This is a genomic window from Legionella lytica (assembly GCF_023921225.1).
Taxonomy (GTDB): Bacteria; Pseudomonadota; Gammaproteobacteria; order Legionellales; family Legionellaceae; genus Legionella; species Legionella lytica.
Genome location: NZ_CP071528.1, coordinates 277715 through 296135, shown reverse-complemented (window position 1 = coordinate 296135; position 18421 = coordinate 277715). Strand labels below are relative to the sequence as shown.

Here is an 18421-nt window from a genome sequence, read left to right as displayed (position 1 = left end):
TTATTTTTTTCAGAGATTCAGACCTATAAAAAATGTAAACAACACGCCCATTTATTTGCTATTTTTTCCTTTGAATAAATCCTATTAAAGCAGGATTTATTCAAAAAAACTGATGAATAAATAATTTAATCCTACTATAATAGGATTATATGGATAATTTAATAATAGAACTACATTAAGACTAGTATCGTAGGATTATATGGCCAAACAAATTAAAAGAATCGAAAATCCTGATTTTGACGAACCATTAACAGCGGAGTTAATTGGTAAGTTAATTAAAGCGCGACGCACACAAAGTGCGCTCCGATTAGAGGACGCTGCTGCCTTATGTGGAGTTGCTAAACATACCTTGATGAAAATTGAGCATGGAAAAGCTACCTGCCAATTAGGGAGTGTCCTACAAATCTGTGCCAGTTTAGGAATAAACCTTTATGCAAAGCCCTGGGATAAAATAGATGAAAACGAGTGGAGATAATCCGGCTTTAGATGTTTATTTGGGAACACAATTAATAGCTCAAATCAATGTTATTAATGAGCAATTATATTGGACATATTCTCCGGATTGGCTCCAAGTAGGGTATGCAGTTTCCCCTCATTTGCCTTTAATAGATCAAATTCCTTCATTAAATGTAGTGCGCTTTTTGAAAAATCTATTGCCCGAAGGAAAGGCTCTCGAAGAATTAATCGCGAATTATCATTTAAGCAAAAATAATATATTTTCCCTGGTTCGGGAATTGGGTTTGGATACTCCGGGTTCTTTAATAATTTTGAGTTCTAATCAGTCTCTGCCTACAGATAAAACATTTAGGTTACTTAGTGATAAGGAATTAGAGCAGAGATTAAATAATCGCGACACTTATGGCCTAATAATTTGGGATGGTAAGCCACGACTGTCGGTGGCAGGTGTACAAGATAAAATTAATATTGTGTTAAATGAAAAAGGGGAGTTGGGATTTGGGGATGGAATTTTATGTTCGACCCATCTTCTTAAGTTCGAAAAACATAGGCATTCTAATTTGGTATTGAATGAATATTTCAGCATGTTATTAGCAAAAGACTGTGGGTTAAATGTCGCGGATGTCCAATTGAAGCGATTTGGCCCACATCCAGCATTATTAGTGAAACGCTTCGATAGGAAATTTGATTCTAAAGGGATGGTTAGAAGAAGTCATATCATTGATGGGTGTCAGGCACTGAATTTACCGCCCGAGTATAAATATGAACAAAACTTTGGAAATGGTAGGGATGTTGCGCATATAAGAGATGGGGTAAGTCTGCCCAAATTATATGCTTTTGCTAATGAATGTATAAATCCTGCAAAAACTAAATTGCAAATCTTGGATTGGGTACTCTTTAATATATTAATTTATAACTGTGATGCTCATGGAAAAAATATTAGTTTTTTTGTAAGCCCCCAAGGGATTTCTCTAGCGCCATTTTATGATTTAGTAAACATAAAAATGTATCCTGAGTTTCAGCATGAATTGGCCATGGCGTTAGGTGATGAATTTGATGAAAATGGTATAAATGCTTATCAATTGGCTGACTTTGCGGATACTTGCGGATTAAACAGAGCTTTAGTAGCTAGGCGCTTAAAATATTTGATCGGGAAAATAAAAGGCTCATTGCATAAGCAAATAAACTTAGTGAAGGCGAATGAAAAAGAGACAATTTTTCTCAATAAGTATGCCGAAATAATATTAGAACGAAGTGAGCACTTAACAGAACAGAGTCATTATATTTCTTCTATTGATTTATAACTCCGAAGCTATAAAAAATATAGTTTTATACGAAGTTAATTGAACGAAATTGATCAGGTGCGTTTTTAAAAATATTACGTTCTCGTGGAAAATTTGAAATTACCATGTTATTTAAAGCTGAAATTAAATTATCGAATGATCCTACCAAATCAATAAAGCTCGCTGATTTTGATATTTAAGCAACTAGCAATTTATAACCGAAGTTTTTCGTTGGGCTAACTGGGTAATTGGTTTTGCGGCGTAAAAATTGAATGCTGCTTGAAATTTGAAAATTAAAAAGTAAAATGCTCCTTCATGCTATAAAAGGAAAAAAATGAACAGCTCCAGTCCGCAACAGCAACGCCCCTATTTATTGCTTAATGGGTTATTTTCGCGCTTAAAAAATAAGTTTTTTTATATTATTTTGCTTCTAATTTGTTGTTGGTATGGCTATCAAATGCATATGGACGGGGTAAGCTCAAAAGCAGATAACTCTATTTCACTACCTGAAGCGTGGGACGATATTCAATCTAATAAATTCATCCATGATATAGAAAATTCGTTTAATGGTACTTCAACGCATTCTTCGAGATAGCAGGAAGGCTACTTTTCACGCTGATGAGGTTCTCGATTGCATCGAAAGAGCGGAAATGGTTCCAGTTTTCACTGTGTTACCGATTTCTCACCGAACTGTTCATTGATAATTTCACCTCGGAATTGCACTAACACATTAGTTTTCTTTTTTGATGTGGATGCAAATAGTACCCTTATCTCTCTATAGAGAATATATTTAATTTTCTATTTATTTTTTTGCAGTAGATGCACTCATTGAGCTCTCCGTTTCTGCACCTTCGCACGCTTGGACTTCTTCTGTCTGATTATTCTTGCGCGTCCCTCTTGGTGGTTTTCGACAGGGCTCAAATCGTTGCTTGTTACCTAATGTAGTTTGTTTGACATACACATTTCCTGCATCAAATAATGAGTTGTCCAAAACAGAGCTTGTTGTGAACCACCCAAGTTTATCACCAGAGGTGGCTGACGATAGATCGCTCTGGACTCGGTTTATTGCTCCGCTTAAGAACGTAGGAAGGTAGGGACGGGCGGGGTTTTTGGAATTAATGCGAGTTAATCGGCTCTCACTGTGGGAGCCACTGAGTGGTGGACTGAAACAATTCAAAGCATTTACAGGAGTGAATAGGTGGTTAGTGTGTGAGTTCCGAGGATCGCTGGTTGGAGGACTGAGATTTTCGGAGGTATTTGTGAGAGTGAATAAGTTGTCATTGTCGCGGGTATCGCTAATTGATGCGCTGACCGTATCCACGTAAGTGAATGGATCGTCATTGTTTGAGTCAAGTGGACCCCTGGTAGGAGCAGGTATCTGCTTTTCTAATTCCATCGCCATTTCTAATCGAGCTAGCTCATTTTTTAAATGATGGAAACAACCAGGCTCATCCACTTTCACCAGTAGAGGTACCTGTGTTACTTTAACTACATCCAATGCTCTTTTTGGCACCTCATAGGGATTTTTTATATTTTTTTGTGTCGTTTCTTCGGTGTTATCTATTTTTGCTGCTCTCCAATTAGATGCTGAAGCACCCAGGATGAGTTTATCTCTATCTAGTTTGCCTTCGGTAATCGCTTCTTCTAATGCATCGAGAACACTGCCGCAATAATCAAAAAGACTAATATCAATACCATCATACTGGTATTCTATCAGTGCCTCTTTAATGTTGCTTTTCGCACCACTAGTAATTTCTACAATACCTTCTTTGATATTAAAATCAGGATCTTCGGGTATTAGATTCTCTACTCCAAATAAATCACCAGTAGATAACATTAGGTTCGTTTTGCACCGTTTTAGTTGGTTGGTAATCATCTGAAGGATAACATGAAATTGTATATCCTCGCTGCATTCCGATTCATCGGCAGAGTTCTTCTTTTTGGTGTTATACGTATCCAGCCTTGTCTTGATTTGCGTTACAGTGTGCTTGAGATGATTAGCAAAAAGGTCGCGCATTTTTATTTTTAAATAGTCATCTTCTGTGGAGGCGGCTATCAGGCAGCTATTTAATTGAGCTAAATCCTCTAAGGCTCGCTTGCATTTAACTTCTTTTTTACGTCTCTTATTCCAGTAACTATTATCTTGTTCTTTACATTCCGCATTATTAGCTAAATGTTTTAATTGCAATGGAACGTTTTTTAATACTAGGAAATTTTCAATGGATGGGTAGGGGGTTTCAATGGATTTAAGAAAGTTCAAAAAGTCACCGGGCTTGCCACCTGCCTTTAAATAGGCCATGAGAAGGATGGTATTTCTCGTGAAATCGCTAATTTCCGGGCGGTTAAATGGAGCATGCGGTGCAAATAGGTTAACAACCAAATTCAGGAGTGCACGCTCTGAATGATATTTGAGCATAACCTTTTTTTTGGATGGCGAATCAGTCTTCATAAAATGATTAAATAATTCAGGCACTTCAAAGTGGGATGATACCTCAAAATTTGTATGATTTTTCAGCATGGCATTAGCGATAGAAATTTCACCTACCTCTCGTTTACCAAGAAAAATAATATCTTCTGGTTTAACATGCTCTTTGGCATCAGGAGTTTGTTCGTAAAACTCCAAAAGAGCAAAGATAGACGCGATTGCGGAGCCTTTTCCTTTTAATTCAATATTCAATTTGATATTGGGTTGAGGTGTTTTGCTGCGCGCTTTATTTTTGTCATATAATAAATGCAGTAATTGAGTTAAAGTCGGGATTTGATGTCTTTGGGGATTGGTTTTTAATAGACTATCTTTTTTGTCGATGATGACCTGTCTCTCTGTAGATGATAATGCGATTTTTTCTTTACTATTTAGTTCATCAAAAAAATTCGATCGTCCTTCGAGCCTGGTTTTTTCTATTTCTACGTCATATGATTTTAAAGAGAAGCAGGACTGTAGAACTTTGGTAGTAAATTTCTCCACTTGCAATGTATCATCGAGAGAAATTGACTTTGGGTCAACTTGTTCGCTCGGAATACAAAGAAGCCATTCTTTTAAAAGAGCTTGACTTTTTTCATCCATGCCTTGCGTGGAAATTAAATCTGCATAAGGAGCTATTTTGCTGCCATGTATAACCATAGGCTCCCCATCTTGAGATACATGAATATCACATTCAATGCTGTGGATTCCATATCCCAATGCTATAGTGAACGCCTCTAATGAATTCTCAGGATAAGATGTTACATTTTCAAAGAATTGATGACGAGGCTTTTCAGTGACCCCCATACCACGATGGCCGGTAATGATAACTAAATCATTAAGGGATTTAGGAAGAGTACCTCTAAACATTAATCACTCCTTTTAAGCATTTAATTTGGACGGCAGGCCACCAATATTGGCGTAATAAAAAATATAATTCTTTCATTATCGATTTAGTCCTTGTAACTCAATGGCTAAATACAAATGGCAGAACTTGTATATAAAAAAATTCCTAGCAATCCTAGGATATTAATGAGATATGCATAATATCATTTTGGAGAGTGTCGGTAAATAAATCGATCTATTTGTCGTTTTTTTCATCATTAACGATACTTTATGTTGGCAATGGTACAGCCAGTACTCTTAAATCTATCCATCAATGAATCTCAAATCTTATTTGAAACAGAGATATCTTGGAGCACTCAGCTTAAGTTGATAAAAAAAACCAAAAAGGTTAAAATTTAGACAGTATACTTGAGAGTGATTTTATGCCTACTCCCGCTAATGAAGCAAAAGAGCTAATCCAGCTAATTAAAGATCAAAATTATCAACAAGCAGCTGTATATTTATTAGAGAGTGATAATTTAAATTCTGTCAATGCTTCTGCTTGGTTTATCAATCCTAAAACAGAAAATAAAAACACAGGCATTTTATGCGATGAATTTTTGAACTATCTGTTAAGTATTCATGAATCTGATATAGAACCTTATATTAAAGGAATTATCACCGGTTTTATCAACGATGATATCCATAAAAATAATCTTGCTCAAGTATTAACCAATTTACACCCAATATTAACTCACCCGAATTATTTGTTTTATATTGTAGATAGCCTTTTTAAAAAATATCCGTTGCAGGAAGCAGCCGATCTCTTATTACAATCAAATTTAGCAAAAAAAGGGGAGGGTTATGATATTTTGTTCCAAACAGCTCTAAATCAATACAATGCATATCTGCTTCTAGAACTAAAAAAATTTAACTCTGTTCTATTTAAAGAGAAAATAAGAAACCTAGATGAAGAAAAGTCCATCCGATTAAGAAAACTACTGTCCATGCCCGAAGACAAGTATTTATGGTTTAGCAATTACATCCAACCGTTAACGCATGGTTTTGGTTTTTTAGGGTATCAAGAAATCTTGCTCGTGCTTGCACAAGTCAAGAAAAGGAAAACTTATCCTTTTGATCCTGTATTATTAAAAGAGAATGAATATTTAGACTTTTTTACTGCACTTAAACAAAACCATCCTATCCAGAAGCGGTTTATTATTTCGGGATCTCACTTTTGTTATGGTGAAATTCGAATCGATACTCAAGAGAGAGCGAAACTCTGGTTGATTGATTCCCTCGGTAGTACTAAAGAAAGCAGTAACTCAAAGTATTTTAATGATTTTATTTTTAAGTTTGCGGAGACATTCCCTGAAAATGAAATTTATGTTGCTAAAGAAAAAAGACAAAATTCGCCGCAGGGATGTTCGGTATTTGCCCTCGATGATGCCATGCATTCTTACACTCTTCGTCTTCCTACGGGGCAAAATGACATTTGGGATTATTTATCTGCCTTAAAAACACCCGAAAAGGCCAATTTTTTTAATGATGATAAGGCGTTCTCTCTCAGTATTACCTTATGTCCTATACCTTTATCCCTTATTCGAACGATGCAAAGTAAAAGTGTGTATGATGAGGTCATCCCAGAAAGACTGTTAAGCGAACAAAATCTTATTATAAATAAAAAAGGAGAGACTACTAAAGAATCGAGTCAAAAATTTTTCAAATTAGGACCGCAAGGACTGCGGAATACTCGTTTAGAGTATAAATTAGAAAAAATTATCCAATATACCAGTGATTTTTTAGTAAATTGTATTTCAGAGAAAGAACTTAAAATATTAATGCACGAATTTACTCTAGAAACGTTTAAACAACATGCTGCCAAAGAAAGCGCAGAACAAAAAATATCTAATCACCCAATCCCCAAGATATAGCTTTGGACCTTTTTACATCTGACGCATTCGATATTAGGCTAACTCAACACCAGGCCAACGCGGCGCTTTTTTCAACCAAAAATCCAGAAAGTTCCTCTTATTCAACCGGAAAAAACTTCAAAAAAACGGGACTCGGATGAACGGCCTTTTAGCAGCTTATCTTAGATGAGTTAGATGCCCAAATTGTTTGCATCCAAGCGATAGTTTAATGAGGAAAGCAAATTTTCAGCGCCAGAGCAAATTTCTAATCAGTAATAGAATGGGGATCAAGATCCCCATAGATAGTGGATATAATATTGAGAAAATAGATTAAGGCACCTTTCGCTCGAATGCTTGTCGCAAAACTAATTTTTCGCGACAAGCTCTTCATTTAACAAGTGCAGGTTACAATTATATTCCCCTGACCAGTAGCTCCGCCGAATCCATTTATAACAATATCATAAACACCTCCTCCTGCACTCCACGTGACTTCGCTTTGTACGCCGCAAGAATCATCATTACCCGCTATACAGGCTCCGAAAGGAGGAACTTGTGATTGGAATACCGAAAGTTGTGTGTCTAAAGTAGTTTGGCCACAGGTGCTTGCTTTTAACTGCCCCCCGATACAAGCAATACTGTTGTATTGAAACAGTTTATAGCGGTCTGGATTGGGACCATTGTCGCCACAAGCTGGGGAACCTGTTCCTGTAAAATCAACATCTAAGTCAAAAGGCAGGGTAGTTGTGCTGTCTATGCATAATGAGCTTGAAATGGCAACAGAATAAGTCCTGGAGCCTGTATTTGCATTAGCATCGGTTGCACCTATAGTAAATGAGAAGGTTCCGGCAGTAGTTGGTGTTCCGGTTATTTTTCCGGTTGAAGTATTTAAAGTAAGACCGGTTGGTAACGCGCCAGAAACAAGGGCATAGGTATATGGAGGAGTTCCATCGCTGGCGGTAATTGTTTGACTATAAGCAACATTCAATGGGGCTGGGGGTAGTGACGTTGGAGAAATCGTCAGTGGGGTGTTGGCAACTATCGAAATACTTCTACATGCAGTATTGCTTACTGGAAATAAACAATATCCATTGCTGATGGGTACACAATCCATACCTAAATTCCCTACTTTAAAATCTGGTGTGTTCACTTTAATTCCAGCATTCGGATAGGAATGTTTTAGTGCCGCGCAGATATTTAAACTTAAAGCCGAGACATCATAATTTTGACACGATAAAGCCCCTCTTCCATTTAAGCAGAGAGTAATTTCTACATCACCTGCTGTGCCCGTTGCTGAAACATTAAAAAGCAAACCGCTTCCTGCAAATAGGATTTGACATGCCATCATTAACAACACAATGCTTATACTTCTTATATACTTTGTCATAATTAATCCATTAAAACTAATAAGTTGAGTTAAACCGCAGGTTTTATCGCAAATCATTCCAAAAGCGCAAAACGAGCTTATTTTGGGCGATTTAATGTGATGAGTCTATAGAATTATTCAAAATAGTTTTGTTTGTAGATTGATTATACTGTCTTTTTCATAATGTATGGGCTCTCCCGCATGCCTGGCCTAAACTGGAAATGATATCTAACCTATCTTTCTTAAAAATTTTAAAAATGATAAAAATAATGTAAATGGATTTACTTGAGTTAATGATGCTTATTTATCAAGGAAAAGAACTCACTAAGGTTAAAAGTAAAGAAGGAGGTAAAAATCGAAATGATGCAGATGGTTTTTATGCTGATAGCAATGGAGTTGAGTATTTTGTAAAAAAACCACAGGATAAGCGAGAGCTATTCACTGAACTGTTCGCAGGTTTACTGTTGCAAGAGTTTAAGAACCGAGGTTTTGTTGACAAAATATATCATGCATCACTGATTTGTGCCCAATTAATTCAATTCGAAGACGGTAGTTATGGACTTATTCAACCAAAAGTTGAATTTCAGGAATTATATAAAGTTATTGGCACGGGATATTATGACGATTCTGATCGGAGCCCACTTTGGGAAATGTTGTATGGTCCATATTCTTACTTATTACTTACTCAATTTAAACAATATTATGGTTTAGCAATAGCATTAATGTTTTCATTATTGCTAGGGGATCATAGTGTACACAGCGGCAATGTAGTTTGCTTAGAGATCTTATCTTCAATGGAAAAGTCTTTTATTCAATTTGCGCGTATTGATTGGGGTGCTGCTTTTCGCTATTACGGTCATAAGAAGAACAACGAGGATCTTTTATATCCTTTTGAATACCAAGGATTTTTTAACCATAAAGGATATACGAAAGGTTATTTTTTAAATTACAAACGAATTAAAGGTCTTTTTCCCGCTATTGCGATACAAGCAAAACAATTGCTAGAAAAAATTACTAAAGAAACATTTGTAAGTATGATCAATGGCATTTTAGGTAATTTACCTGTCGACTTAGTGGATAATGATATTAAAGAACAATTGGCTAAATATTTATATATAGAGTCTTTTAAGAACATCAGCTTTGGCGAAAGAGGGGATTATCAACAATTTTCTGATGACTTATCTGAGATTTTAATGCAGCGACTAAATAAAATGACCGAGTTGGCGGATTTTACAAATAATTCAATCGAGCCAAATCAACAAGATTATAAAGAAAACACGCCCATAATTGTTCGCTTATCTTTAAGCCAGGCTATTTCTTTTGCCGAACAAATGCATCTTTGGTTCAAGGTAATTTCGTTTTCTGATGAAAAAAGTATTGTTGATTTTAATAATATTGAGCGAACGCAATTAGCCGCTCAGTTTAATCGTTATTTGGAGGCTATATTACGTCAAGTTAAGCGATTAGATGGTGCGAATACTGTAGCTAAAACTAAAATTTCAAAATCATCTCATTCAAATAGTTATTTATATCGTGATTTATTTTCTTTTAAGGCAGATTTGCAGCCAGTTTGTACTCCAGAAAATGAAATTAAATTACCTCTGCAAGTAGGTTTTTGGCAGCTTACTGAAGCCCTATTAAGAGCTAGCTTCAACATCCTTATTACCCTTAGGGTACTGCAAGAAACACAAAGCTCCACGGTACATTCTAAGGCTGCGGCCATTCATTTACTATTTGATGCTTTAAAAGAATATTTATGTAATTTTAATCACATTTATCAGGACTGGTTGAACGAGTTAGAAGATACCCTTTGGCTGTTACCTGATACTCAACTGGCAAAAATATGTGCGAAGGAATTACCGTTTATAAATTCGAGCGAGCTTATAAATATCGTAATCAAGAACTCGGAACTTAGAAGCCGAATGAAGCAGGCTGTATATGAACTCGGTATTGAGAATCACGAGTTAAATAGCAGGCGCCTAGCCTGAATTAGTTTCGCATTTGCTGCAAATGCTCGTCGGTTAATACCAAGGAGTTACTGGTGGCGGTAGCCACTAATTTTCCAGCTTTAGTTTTCGCTTCTGCTCGCATAACGATTGATGATTTGGATTGAGCGACTAGATCGGCACGCAAATGAATAAACTCATCTTTTGCTACAAATGGACGAATAAAGGTCGTATTTAATTCAAGAGTTACCACGGGTCTTGCTGCGGCCATATAAGATAAGGGACCAAACACTTCATCAAATGCAGCACTTAAAAAGCCTCCTTGAAAAACATGAATCGGATTCATAAACTTAGTATTAAATGGGATTGTTGCGCTAATCATGTTACCAAACTCAATCTCAGTATAGGTTGTTCCCAAGGTAAGATTTGATTGTGGAGGCAAATCTAGGCTAATATTTTTTGCAGAAAAAAACGTAGCCATTTCCTGCATTTTCTGCATCACTTGCTCGTGGATGGACATAAGCACTCCCAAAGAATTAGGATGAATAATTTAGTGGATTTATTTTGTATTGTCGATGATTTTTCTAAAGAACTTCTGTGTTCTTTTGTCTATGAATGTGATGTCTATTCTAGATATTAAATACATTGAGCCTTTGGGGCTAAGATCGTAGGACAGCCATTCTATTGTATTACATAATTCAGATTCATTTTTTTCTATAATTAAAAAATATCTATGTCAGGGTTATTCTTTATAATATCAAATTTATTTCTTATCATTTTTACTTTTTCTTTTAGAAGAACGTTTATTTTATGAGGTAAACCGTTCGCTGCGAGAGAGTTTTGGAAAAATTCTTTAGCAGTGTCAAAATCGTCGTTCTGGCTAAAATAAAAATCGTGTACCTTTTCATTAGAGTCAACATATACGTATAGCCAAGCATCTTTTATACGCGATTTAATTTTTTTAATATTTAAACTGCACGTTAAGGCTTGTCTAGTCAAAAAATTGTTCTCAATTTTTTCATCAAAATAATGTTGAAGCTGATGAAAATCTTCTTCACTAATGATTAAATTACGTTCCTTTGCGAGTGCCTGCAAGTCAGAGAAATCTAAAAAGTAATTCTCATTCCAAAACAGCAATAATGGTGACACATAGCGTGCCCAGTGCTTATTTCTGTGATACCAAAATGTATTATAGATGTCCTCCAATAGGTCAAAAAATGTATAGCCAAGCATGAAATTTCCTTATACATGTTTGATTAATTATAGTTAATTGTATTCTATTGGCGACGTTAAGTGACTGTCGAATGAGCCGACTGTAAGTGAACGTTAGGCCTTATTTGTTATATTATCTAACTAAATAAGGCACTGAGGTGAACTGTTAGCTATTTTAAAAATTTTGAAATTAAATAACCAACTCCTGCTGCAATAAGAACGGATTTAATAGGTTTTTCTTTGATTTGACTAACCAATTCCTCGTAATTACATTCTAAATTTTTTTGAACATCACAAGCCTGTTTTTTTACCGAATCACTTAAGTATTCAGCCTTATCTTTTACTTTCTCGAGCGTGTCTTCGGTACTTTCTTTTAATTTATCTTTAAAATGGTCAATATTGTCCATAATTGCAATCTCCTAAAAATATCCTAAGAAGTAATCTTATTCAAAATGAACACATATAAGTGCCCCATTTTTTTAAATACGACCTAATAAAGCTAAAATAAGTAAAATAACCAGTAGTGTTCCAACTAAACCACTAGGCCCATATCCCCAGTCTTTGCTGTAATTCCATCTGGGTAGACCTCCTATGAGCAGTAAAATCAATAGAATTATCAATATAGTACTTAACATATTGACCTCCATAAGTAGGGTTGATTGCTCCTGAGGAGCAATCAACTTTTAGTTATATTTGGTAATACTTAGTAATTGACTCTGTGACACTACGATCGGCGAAATTAGGCCAATGTTCCTTATCAAAGCCAGGAGCATTTTTTAAACGATCTTTATCAACATTTAAAACAAAGCAATCGTCCTCTTTATCGTAGGAAAATGCATTCCAAGGCACAGCAAAAAATTTATTTCCAAAACCAAGGAATCCACCAAAATCTAAAACCAGATAATTAACTTGTCCTGATATTTTATCAAGAACAACTTCGTTAATATCTCCGATATTTTCTCCAGAGGTATTCTGGACTTTTACGCCAGTGATTTCACTGGCTTTTACCACATTATGATTTTTCATTTTAATCCTCCTTGATGAGATAAATTTTTGTTACTCTTTTGCTTCACAGGTTATTTTTGTGCAATCGCGACAGTTTTTAACAGCAAACTCAAAACTGGATGCGGCTGAATTATGGGTCTTTGCCATTTGCTCATCAGCAGCTTTATCCGTGGCGACGTCACTGCTGCTTGCATTTGTAGTACATACCCAATTTTGGGTAATGTCAGTGGTTGATACTGCATATACAGCGGAAGTGCTTAGTACAAGCAAAACCATTATTAATTTTTTCATTTGTTTCTCCTTGATAAATGGAATTATTTGTCCTGAAAATCTTTAACTATTTTCTCTGCCTCTTCTTTGGTATAGCCGTAATGTTTTTGTAATTTTCCATAGATCTCCTGATGATTTCCTTCGATTTCTTTGTAGTCATCATCAGTAAGCTTCCCCCATGCTTGTTTCATTTTTCCTTTTATTTCTTCCCATTTTCCTTGGAATATATCTTTGTTCATAATAATTACTCCTGTATTTTTGTGAGACAAATCGTTTTACGCGGGTAAATATTACTGCTTATCTATTTTAGAAAATGCGGGCAAATAACCACACAAGAATGAGAATACTAATAGGGACACCTAATAACCAGGCAATAAAATATTTCATGATATCCTCCATGCGCATCATAAAGTTTAAGTATAGACCAATATTTTTAATCTGGTTGTATAGTAGATAATCAGAATCTTACTCATGTATACAAAAAAGGGATGACACTTCAACTGAATGATAGAATTTTTGCATCGTCCCTATAGTTTCATAAAATTGATATGAAATAGCCGAAATGGCTATTTCATCGAAGCAGGTGTTGCAGCGCTGTTTTCGAAAGGGAAATAACGTAAGCTAAAAAATACCATATTGTCATTTGTTTGGCCACCAACAGCTTTTCCGACAGGGATGCCGCCTTCGTGTGCGCCAGTGCCTGGGAATAGAATTTTTTTCGTATAGGAATATTGTAAGCCGGCTCTGAATTGACCGTATGCTCCCTCGTAGATTTTATCCCATAAGCCAGTCGTTATTTGCCACAATTCTTTGGTGTTTCCCGCACAGATGCCTCCTTCAGTACTGCAACCAGAGTTATTCGCGTCAGGAATACCTAAACCAAAGAAATTATTCGTTGGAGGAGGAGAATAAAAATAAGTTGCTTTTTGTTGTTCCTTGCCCCAAAAACATAGATATCAAGAGCCCGGGTGATATGTGCTGTAATCCCGGCCATGATCGTAAATTCATCAATTGGTTTCAATGAACCGTTTTGAGCAAAAGTTACGTCGGGTAAGACTCCTGAAGAATAGCTGCCGATACCGCTACCTAATAGCGCGCTTCCTTGAATATCTAATTTTTTTGGAATAATTTCAATGAAAGTTCCGACTCCGGCACCATATCCTGTGGTATTTATGCTGGTTTTTGTACCATCTGTGTAATATACACGATCATAAAAATCACGGTAGATACCAAATACTTCCAGATGGACCTTATGATTATTGAGTGTATCTTGATAAGCAACTTTTCCTACAACATCAGGAACCTGGTTAAACGAGAAAAAGTTTGCTACGGGTAAAAACTGAGTACCCGGGGCGTTACAAAAGATATTGCTAATTCCATTAAAAGCAGGGCCTACTCCTACAGGGGCAGGAATACAAGCCGGAGTTCCCCCGAACAGGGTTTGTGCATTTTCAACCGATACTGCAGCCCAGAATCGTTGACCAAAATTTTTTGTCACTCGAACTTGAGGTTGACGCTTCCATATAAAACCAACAAGGTATTGGGCATCAATAGTTGGCGGAAGTACTTCATGACGTGGAGTAATGCCATCATTATTTAACGTCATGAGTGTCCAGGCTTGTCCCGCAAGAAGATGCCATCCCGGTTGGGTCCAATCGACACTGGCATAGAATTGGCGGATTCGTAAGTCAAATGAGTTGCTCTCATTCGAGTTACCAGAACCATTGCTTAAGAAGTCTGTTTCAACATAACCTGAAAGGAGAGTTTGTGGATCAATATTGCCCTCCTCCAATGCTGAGAGACGGCTCTGACGGGCAGATAAACGAAACTCCTTCATATAAGCTTGAGGTAAATTTAGTGTTGGAATTGCGGCAAAATTTGAACCCATATCCGTCATGATATTACGCGAACGCCAAACCCCCTCGCCAGCAAAGAAACCTCCTGGGGTGATTGTTACTTGACCCAGATGAATTTTTTTATCAGACCAAGTTTTCTTATTCACCGCTTCTTTGGGGGGGGGCTTTAGTATTTTTTTCCGTTTCAGCATTAATCGGTGTGGATACGCCAACCAGGATACATGATGCAAATAGCATTTTTGATAGTGGCTTCAAGCTAAATATTGTAGATTTACAAGAAGCATTTACAACACGGAGCACTTTCTCTTTATTGCAAAAAGTGTTATTTATCAATTTAGTACATCCTTTTTAAAAATCAAAACAGCATAGAAACAGACAGATTGCTCCGTTTCTCTAATTGCACTTCCTTTAATTTTTTCAATGCGAGGGCTATTACTGTTATTCCTGTGTACACTCTGAAAAAATTACTGCGCAATTATCCATAAGATGAAGGTATTTTCCCAGTAAAATTTTGAAAAATTTGGCGGGCGGTGAGGGCTCTTAATTTGAGCATATTCAAAGGTCTATTTCGGGCATGGGCATCATAACAAAATGGTAGTCAGCTCAGGGATGTGACTGATATCCGCAGTCACATCGAGAGTCCGGCCTATTGTCATGGAATATCTGCAGAACCTTTTGTTACATATCTTGCATGGATCTAAAAATTTTTATCGCATAAGCATTTGGTGGATAACCGGTTTTTTCTCGCATATCAGGTATGCTGGAAAAGAAATTAAAAGTCCAATTTCTGTCCTGATAGGATGCCGCCGTACGTCCTGAAGTAGTACCAGCATCTCGCTCGAGAAACCCTTTTTCACCTGCATCTGTTTTGGGGGTTGCGATATTAACTAAGGCATGGATAGGGTTGGATGTATCTTCCTTAACCAAACAAACCCCTTGGTTTAAATCTATGTCAGCAAAATCACAACTAACTATTGTGTATTTTTTTACACTAGTTAATGCTTGAATCAGTAACTGAATATCTGCATCTTGAGTACTGACTTGAATCTCAAAGACCTTCTTTTCTTGGTCAAAGATAATAGAGACATTATTTTTATTTAAGGTGCCATCGTATTGATGGATACGCTTTAAAAGAGCGGCAGTTTCCTGTTTGATATTCAGTTTATCTGTACTGCACGATACTAAAACTTGATACATGACCTGCTGCTTTGTTGCTGGCTCAGATTCTAATTTAAAATCAGTAACATCATTTTGCATGGCTACGATATGTTCTGCTGATGCGAGACAAGAAACAGGTAATTTAGGAGCTCTTGAGGCTCTTGAAAGGAAATAATTACCCTCACTTGTTTTTTCTTTTATCAGCATGGATCTATTGATTCTAACTTTTCTTATCCCAAATAAATAAGCTGAATAACCTGATTCACGACTCGTACCATCAGGAGTAGTCGAATGTTCATCCATAAATTCGTCAATTTTCTTTTGTTCTGTTTTGCTTTTTATATGAACTATTTTTTTCTTCGCTTCTTTATAGTAATGACGTTCATGTTTGGTTACGTATTTTTCATTATGACTTGGCATGTTATCTCTTTTAATAAACAATTTAACTAAATATTGAACAGTATTATAATTAAAAAAAATTAAGAGATTATTAAATGCTCAGGATTATTTCATATGGATTCGGATATACAGAGTAGACATCTAAAATTTATAGGCCTGATTATGTAGCATAATCAGACCAGTATTCATTGATAGGATATGAGTGGTAAGGAAGCCCATGCTGGGTTTAGTGTTTTTCAACTAGAGGGGATACATTATTCAGATCACAAGCCAAATAGGAGTAATATCTTGGTAAAAACCAGCCTAGTTTTTGGAGTAATGCTTGTATTTGGCTAGGTGTAAATTGATTCTTATCAATCGAGAAGACTAACTCATGCTGATCTGTTTCTGAGAGATAGACGAGCTTTATTTTGGGATCGTCGATGCCGAAATGCTGCATAATCGCTCCAAGTAATTTTATTGAGGTAGCGGGCAGGATCTGCGCGGGTACGTCGCTGATGAGGAGATCAGTGCCTTCGCGAATAATATCAGGATGCGGCTTCTCTGTTTTGAAGGGATGATCCTCAGGTTCAGCAAACGTTCGATAGAGATGAAAACCTAGTACGTCGCCGTAACTGAGATCAATCGCTTGTTTGGGATTACGTGCCTCAATGGCTATGCCAACCCCTTCATTGATTAGAAACGTATCAATGAGCTCAGGAATGGTGTAACTTGTTATGATGTTGCCTTCTTCAAGGACGGTTTCTGTAAGCTCAAGATTATAATAAGTGAGACCGGCAGGATTGAAGATGATCTCAGGCTCACCACTCGTGAAGATCGCGTGAGGTAGACAGGTTATGAGACGACTATACCAAGCAGTTTTTCTGTTGGTATTGTCAATCTCAAACAGAGCTTTTAGCTCCTGAGTAGCTGAAGCGGCAATAGCTTTATTTTTGGGTATATCCATGAAGTATATTTTCACTTAAAAAAAAACATTGTATCAAAAATAACATCATGAATCATACTAACTACCCGCGATACAGATAACGGACTACACTCTTTGTTGTAGTACGCCTCAATAATTGCATACAAGCAATAGTAGGCTCTGTAAATAGTACCATAACGATTATTCCCATTGCGTATAAATCCTGGGTTAGGGTAAGCCCGTAAGATATTGCAAAGAGGCTGCGGCGCGAATTAAAATTCGGTCACAACCTCAAAAATTAAATTGGTAGTATTTGCAGGACTTTAGCCACGAAGCTACGTGGCTTTGATTAAGTTAACTTAATTTCATCGATGCTAGCGTTGGCTCTTCCAACTCAGCCTCTTCTTTCTTTAAGCTTTGCAGTTGTTTTCTTAACCCATCTTGTTCGACTTTATTGCGCCAAATTAGGAGATGAGTTTTTTTCTCTATTTCTGGTTTAATGGCCTCGATTTGTTTAGCACTAAGCTCATCTGTGTGACGATAGAATGAATATAGTTGGGCGCATATTTCATCTATTTTTTCTTCATCACTTAGATTCTCATTTTCGGGCTTTAAGTGAAAATCAATTGTACAACACAGTGTTGCTCGCACATTATTCATATGAAAGAACGATAAAAATGCACGATAATGCGTATTATTGCGAATAAACGTAGGAATGAGAGGATTTTGCAAACACCAGAAACCATCCAGTCTAATTACCTGGATAGGTACTTTATTCTGCAAGGCAAGCTTAGCTGCTCCGGCATACACTCTTGGAGGCTCCTCGCCTAATCGTGCGAAATTCCCTTGAGGAAAAAGTGCAACACAACCATTTTCACTGAGTACCTTGCTCGCATTATCGAGCGCATCCGCATTAGCTGAGCGTCCATTATCCCCTCTTGTTGCATTCGCATTTACTGGTATTGTTTTATACATCTTCATAAAGGAAGAAACGACGGGTATAGAATCAAAGTTAGTTGTAGCAAAAAAACGAGGTGGCGTTCCTTCCATTTTTGAAGCAACAGCAATTGCTTCCCAGCCGGTTCGATGTGGACCTATAGTGATTATTTTATTTTCTGCATTCGGAATCTTCAAATCGTCACTGCGGGTATGCAACATGCGCATCATAAGGATTAAGAAACCTGCTATTATCTCGGCAAACCTATTGCCATAATTAAGACGATTTTTAGACTCAGCGAACCGTATAAATGTATACGTAGCTACAGCAAGGCCAGTCAGGAGGAACAAGGTAGTATAAGCACTGGATCCAGACTCATCATAATTGTTAAGTGGGTCTAAATGGGAATTAAAGCCCATGTTAATTACTCCTT

The 18421-nt window shown here is 36.7% G+C and carries 19 protein-coding genes; 5 read left to right on the top strand and 14 right to left on the bottom strand.

Annotation, left to right across the window (positions count from 1 at the left end; genetic code table 11):
* The first annotated feature begins 199 nt into the window (after positions 1 to 199).
* The 3 genes from J2N86_RS15155 (at position 200) to J2N86_RS15145 (ending at position 2334) form a co-directional block, all read left to right on the top strand.
* On the top strand, positions 200 to 475 hold the full coding sequence (locus tag J2N86_RS15155) for a helix-turn-helix domain-containing protein (RefSeq protein WP_252582543.1): 276 nt from the start codon (positions 200 to 202) through the stop codon (positions 473 to 475).
* Positions 456 to 1760, top strand: coding sequence for a HipA domain-containing protein (locus J2N86_RS15150; protein WP_252582542.1), 1305 nt, complete (start codon positions 456 to 458; stop codon positions 1758 to 1760). The genes J2N86_RS15155 and J2N86_RS15150 overlap by 20 nt, the downstream gene beginning before the upstream one ends.
* A 313-nt stretch (positions 1761 to 2073) precedes the next feature.
* A complete protein-coding gene (locus tag J2N86_RS15145; RefSeq protein WP_252582541.1) occupies positions 2074 to 2334 on the top strand; it encodes a hypothetical protein in 261 nt (86 codons plus the stop codon).
* A 207-nt stretch (positions 2335 to 2541) separates the two neighbouring features.
* Here J2N86_RS15145 and J2N86_RS15140 read toward each other — a convergent pair whose 3' ends face one another.
* Positions 2542 to 5070 (bottom strand): glycerophosphodiester phosphodiesterase family protein, encoded by a 2529-nt coding sequence (locus J2N86_RS15140; protein WP_252582540.1) that lies wholly within the window; start codon positions 5068 to 5070, stop codon positions 2542 to 2544.
* A 398-nt stretch (positions 5071 to 5468) separates the two neighbouring features.
* Here J2N86_RS15140 and J2N86_RS15135 point away from each other — a divergent pair, with 398 nt between their 5' ends.
* Positions 5469 to 6959: a YopJ family acetyltransferase gene (locus J2N86_RS15135; protein ID WP_252582539.1), complete on the top strand. Its 1491-nt coding sequence runs from the start codon at positions 5469 to 5471 to the stop codon at positions 6957 to 6959.
* A 370-nt stretch (positions 6960 to 7329) separates the two neighbouring features.
* Here J2N86_RS15135 and J2N86_RS15130 read toward each other — a convergent pair whose 3' ends face one another.
* Positions 7330 to 8322 (bottom strand): Ig domain-containing protein, encoded by a 993-nt coding sequence (locus J2N86_RS15130; protein ID WP_252582538.1) that lies wholly within the window; start codon positions 8320 to 8322, stop codon positions 7330 to 7332.
* A gap of 272 nt (positions 8323 to 8594) precedes the next feature.
* Between J2N86_RS15130 and J2N86_RS15125 the strand changes: the two genes are divergently transcribed.
* Positions 8595 to 10289, top strand: coding sequence for a hypothetical protein (locus J2N86_RS15125; protein ID WP_252582537.1), 1695 nt, complete (start codon positions 8595 to 8597; stop codon positions 10287 to 10289).
* A gap of 1 nt (position 10290) precedes the next feature.
* On the opposite strand, the gene J2N86_RS15120 is transcribed toward J2N86_RS15125, so the two are convergent.
* The 12 genes from J2N86_RS15120 to J2N86_RS15065 all read right to left on the bottom strand — a co-directional run bounded on the left by J2N86_RS15120 (position 10291) and on the right by J2N86_RS15065 (position 18407).
* A complete protein-coding gene (locus J2N86_RS15120; protein ID WP_252582536.1) occupies positions 10291 to 10767 on the bottom strand; it encodes a PaaI family thioesterase in 477 nt (158 codons plus the stop codon).
* Positions 10768 to 10967: 200 nt separating this feature from the next.
* Positions 10968 to 11480, bottom strand: a complete 513-nt coding sequence (locus tag J2N86_RS15115) for a hypothetical protein (protein ID WP_252582535.1) — start codon at positions 11478 to 11480, stop codon at positions 10968 to 10970.
* A 149-nt stretch (positions 11481 to 11629) separates the two neighbouring features.
* A complete protein-coding gene (locus J2N86_RS15110; RefSeq protein ID WP_252582534.1) occupies positions 11630 to 11866 on the bottom strand; it encodes a hypothetical protein in 237 nt (78 codons plus the stop codon).
* Positions 11867 to 11938: 72 nt separating this feature from the next.
* Positions 11939 to 12094 carry a DUF3309 family protein gene (locus J2N86_RS15105; RefSeq protein ID WP_252582533.1) on the bottom strand — a complete coding sequence of 52 codons (156 nt, stop codon included), beginning with the start codon at positions 12092 to 12094 and terminating at the stop codon, positions 11939 to 11941.
* A 52-nt stretch (positions 12095 to 12146) separates the two neighbouring features.
* Positions 12147 to 12485 (bottom strand): PRC-barrel domain-containing protein, encoded by a 339-nt coding sequence (locus tag J2N86_RS15100; RefSeq protein ID WP_252582532.1) that lies wholly within the window; start codon positions 12483 to 12485, stop codon positions 12147 to 12149.
* Positions 12486 to 12515: 30 nt separating this feature from the next.
* Complete coding sequence (locus J2N86_RS15095) at positions 12516 to 12755, bottom strand: hypothetical protein (RefSeq protein ID WP_252582531.1); 240 nt, start codon at positions 12753 to 12755, stop codon at positions 12516 to 12518.
* Between the two features lie 23 nt (positions 12756 to 12778).
* Entirely contained in the window at positions 12779 to 12973 is a 195-nt protein-coding gene (locus J2N86_RS15090) for a CsbD family protein (RefSeq protein WP_252582530.1), read from the bottom strand.
* A 327-nt stretch (positions 12974 to 13300) separates the two neighbouring features.
* Positions 13301 to 13540: a hypothetical protein gene (locus J2N86_RS15085; RefSeq protein ID WP_252582529.1), complete on the bottom strand. Its 240-nt coding sequence runs from the start codon at positions 13538 to 13540 to the stop codon at positions 13301 to 13303.
* Between the two features lie 68 nt (positions 13541 to 13608).
* On the bottom strand, positions 13609 to 14736 hold the full coding sequence (locus J2N86_RS15080) for a hypothetical protein (protein WP_252582528.1): 1128 nt from the start codon (positions 14734 to 14736) through the stop codon (positions 13609 to 13611).
* Positions 14737 to 15268: 532 nt separating this feature from the next.
* Entirely contained in the window at positions 15269 to 16168 is a 900-nt protein-coding gene (locus tag J2N86_RS15075) for a hypothetical protein (protein WP_252582527.1), read from the bottom strand.
* Positions 16169 to 16373: 205 nt separating this feature from the next.
* On the bottom strand, positions 16374 to 17093 hold the full coding sequence (locus J2N86_RS15070) for a hypothetical protein (RefSeq protein ID WP_252582526.1): 720 nt from the start codon (positions 17091 to 17093) through the stop codon (positions 16374 to 16376).
* Between the two features lie 312 nt (positions 17094 to 17405).
* Positions 17406 to 18407, bottom strand: coding sequence for a lysophospholipid acyltransferase family protein (locus J2N86_RS15065; protein WP_252582525.1), 1002 nt, complete (start codon positions 18405 to 18407; stop codon positions 17406 to 17408).
* Positions 18408 to 18421 lie beyond the last annotated feature (14 nt).

Bases quoted from the DNA above. Each gene is read 5' to 3' on its own strand.
- J2N86_RS15155 (WP_252582543.1), top strand. From the start codon at position 200: ATGGCCAAACAAATTAAAAGAATCGAAAATCCTGATTTTGACGAACCA.
- J2N86_RS15150 (WP_252582542.1), top strand. From the start codon at position 456: ATGAAAACGAGTGGAGATAATCCGGCTTTAGATGTTTATTTGGGAACA.
- J2N86_RS15145 (WP_252582541.1), top strand. From the start codon at position 2,074: ATGAACAGCTCCAGTCCGCAACAGCAACGCCCCTATTTATTGCTTAAT.
- J2N86_RS15140 (WP_252582540.1), bottom strand. From the start codon at position 5,070: ATGTTTAGAGGTACTCTTCCTAAATCCCTTAATGATTTAGTTATCATT.
- J2N86_RS15135 (WP_252582539.1), top strand. From the start codon at position 5,469: ATGCCTACTCCCGCTAATGAAGCAAAAGAGCTAATCCAGCTAATTAAA.
- J2N86_RS15130 (WP_252582538.1), bottom strand. From the start codon at position 8,322: ATGACAAAGTATATAAGAAGTATAAGCATTGTGTTGTTAATGATGGCA.
- J2N86_RS15125 (WP_252582537.1), top strand. From the start codon at position 8,595: ATGATGCTTATTTATCAAGGAAAAGAACTCACTAAGGTTAAAAGTAAA.
- J2N86_RS15120 (WP_252582536.1), bottom strand. From the start codon at position 10,767: ATGTCCATCCACGAGCAAGTGATGCAGAAAATGCAGGAAATGGCTACG.
- J2N86_RS15115 (WP_252582535.1), bottom strand. From the start codon at position 11,480: ATGCTTGGCTATACATTTTTTGACCTATTGGAGGACATCTATAATACA.
- J2N86_RS15110 (WP_252582534.1), bottom strand. From the start codon at position 11,866: ATGGACAATATTGACCATTTTAAAGATAAATTAAAAGAAAGTACCGAA.
- J2N86_RS15105 (WP_252582533.1), bottom strand. From the start codon at position 12,094: ATGTTAAGTACTATATTGATAATTCTATTGATTTTACTGCTCATAGGA.
- J2N86_RS15100 (WP_252582532.1), bottom strand. From the start codon at position 12,485: ATGAAAAATCATAATGTGGTAAAAGCCAGTGAAATCACTGGCGTAAAA.
- J2N86_RS15095 (WP_252582531.1), bottom strand. From the start codon at position 12,755: ATGAAAAAATTAATAATGGTTTTGCTTGTACTAAGCACTTCCGCTGTA.
- J2N86_RS15090 (WP_252582530.1), bottom strand. From the start codon at position 12,973: ATGAACAAAGATATATTCCAAGGAAAATGGGAAGAAATAAAAGGAAAA.
- J2N86_RS15075 (WP_252582527.1), bottom strand. From the start codon at position 16,168: ATGCCAAGTCATAATGAAAAATACGTAACCAAACATGAACGTCATTAC.
- J2N86_RS15070 (WP_252582526.1), bottom strand. From the start codon at position 17,093: ATGGATATACCCAAAAATAAAGCTATTGCCGCTTCAGCTACTCAGGAG.
- J2N86_RS15065 (WP_252582525.1), bottom strand. From the start codon at position 18,407: ATGGGCTTTAATTCCCATTTAGACCCACTTAACAATTATGATGAGTCT.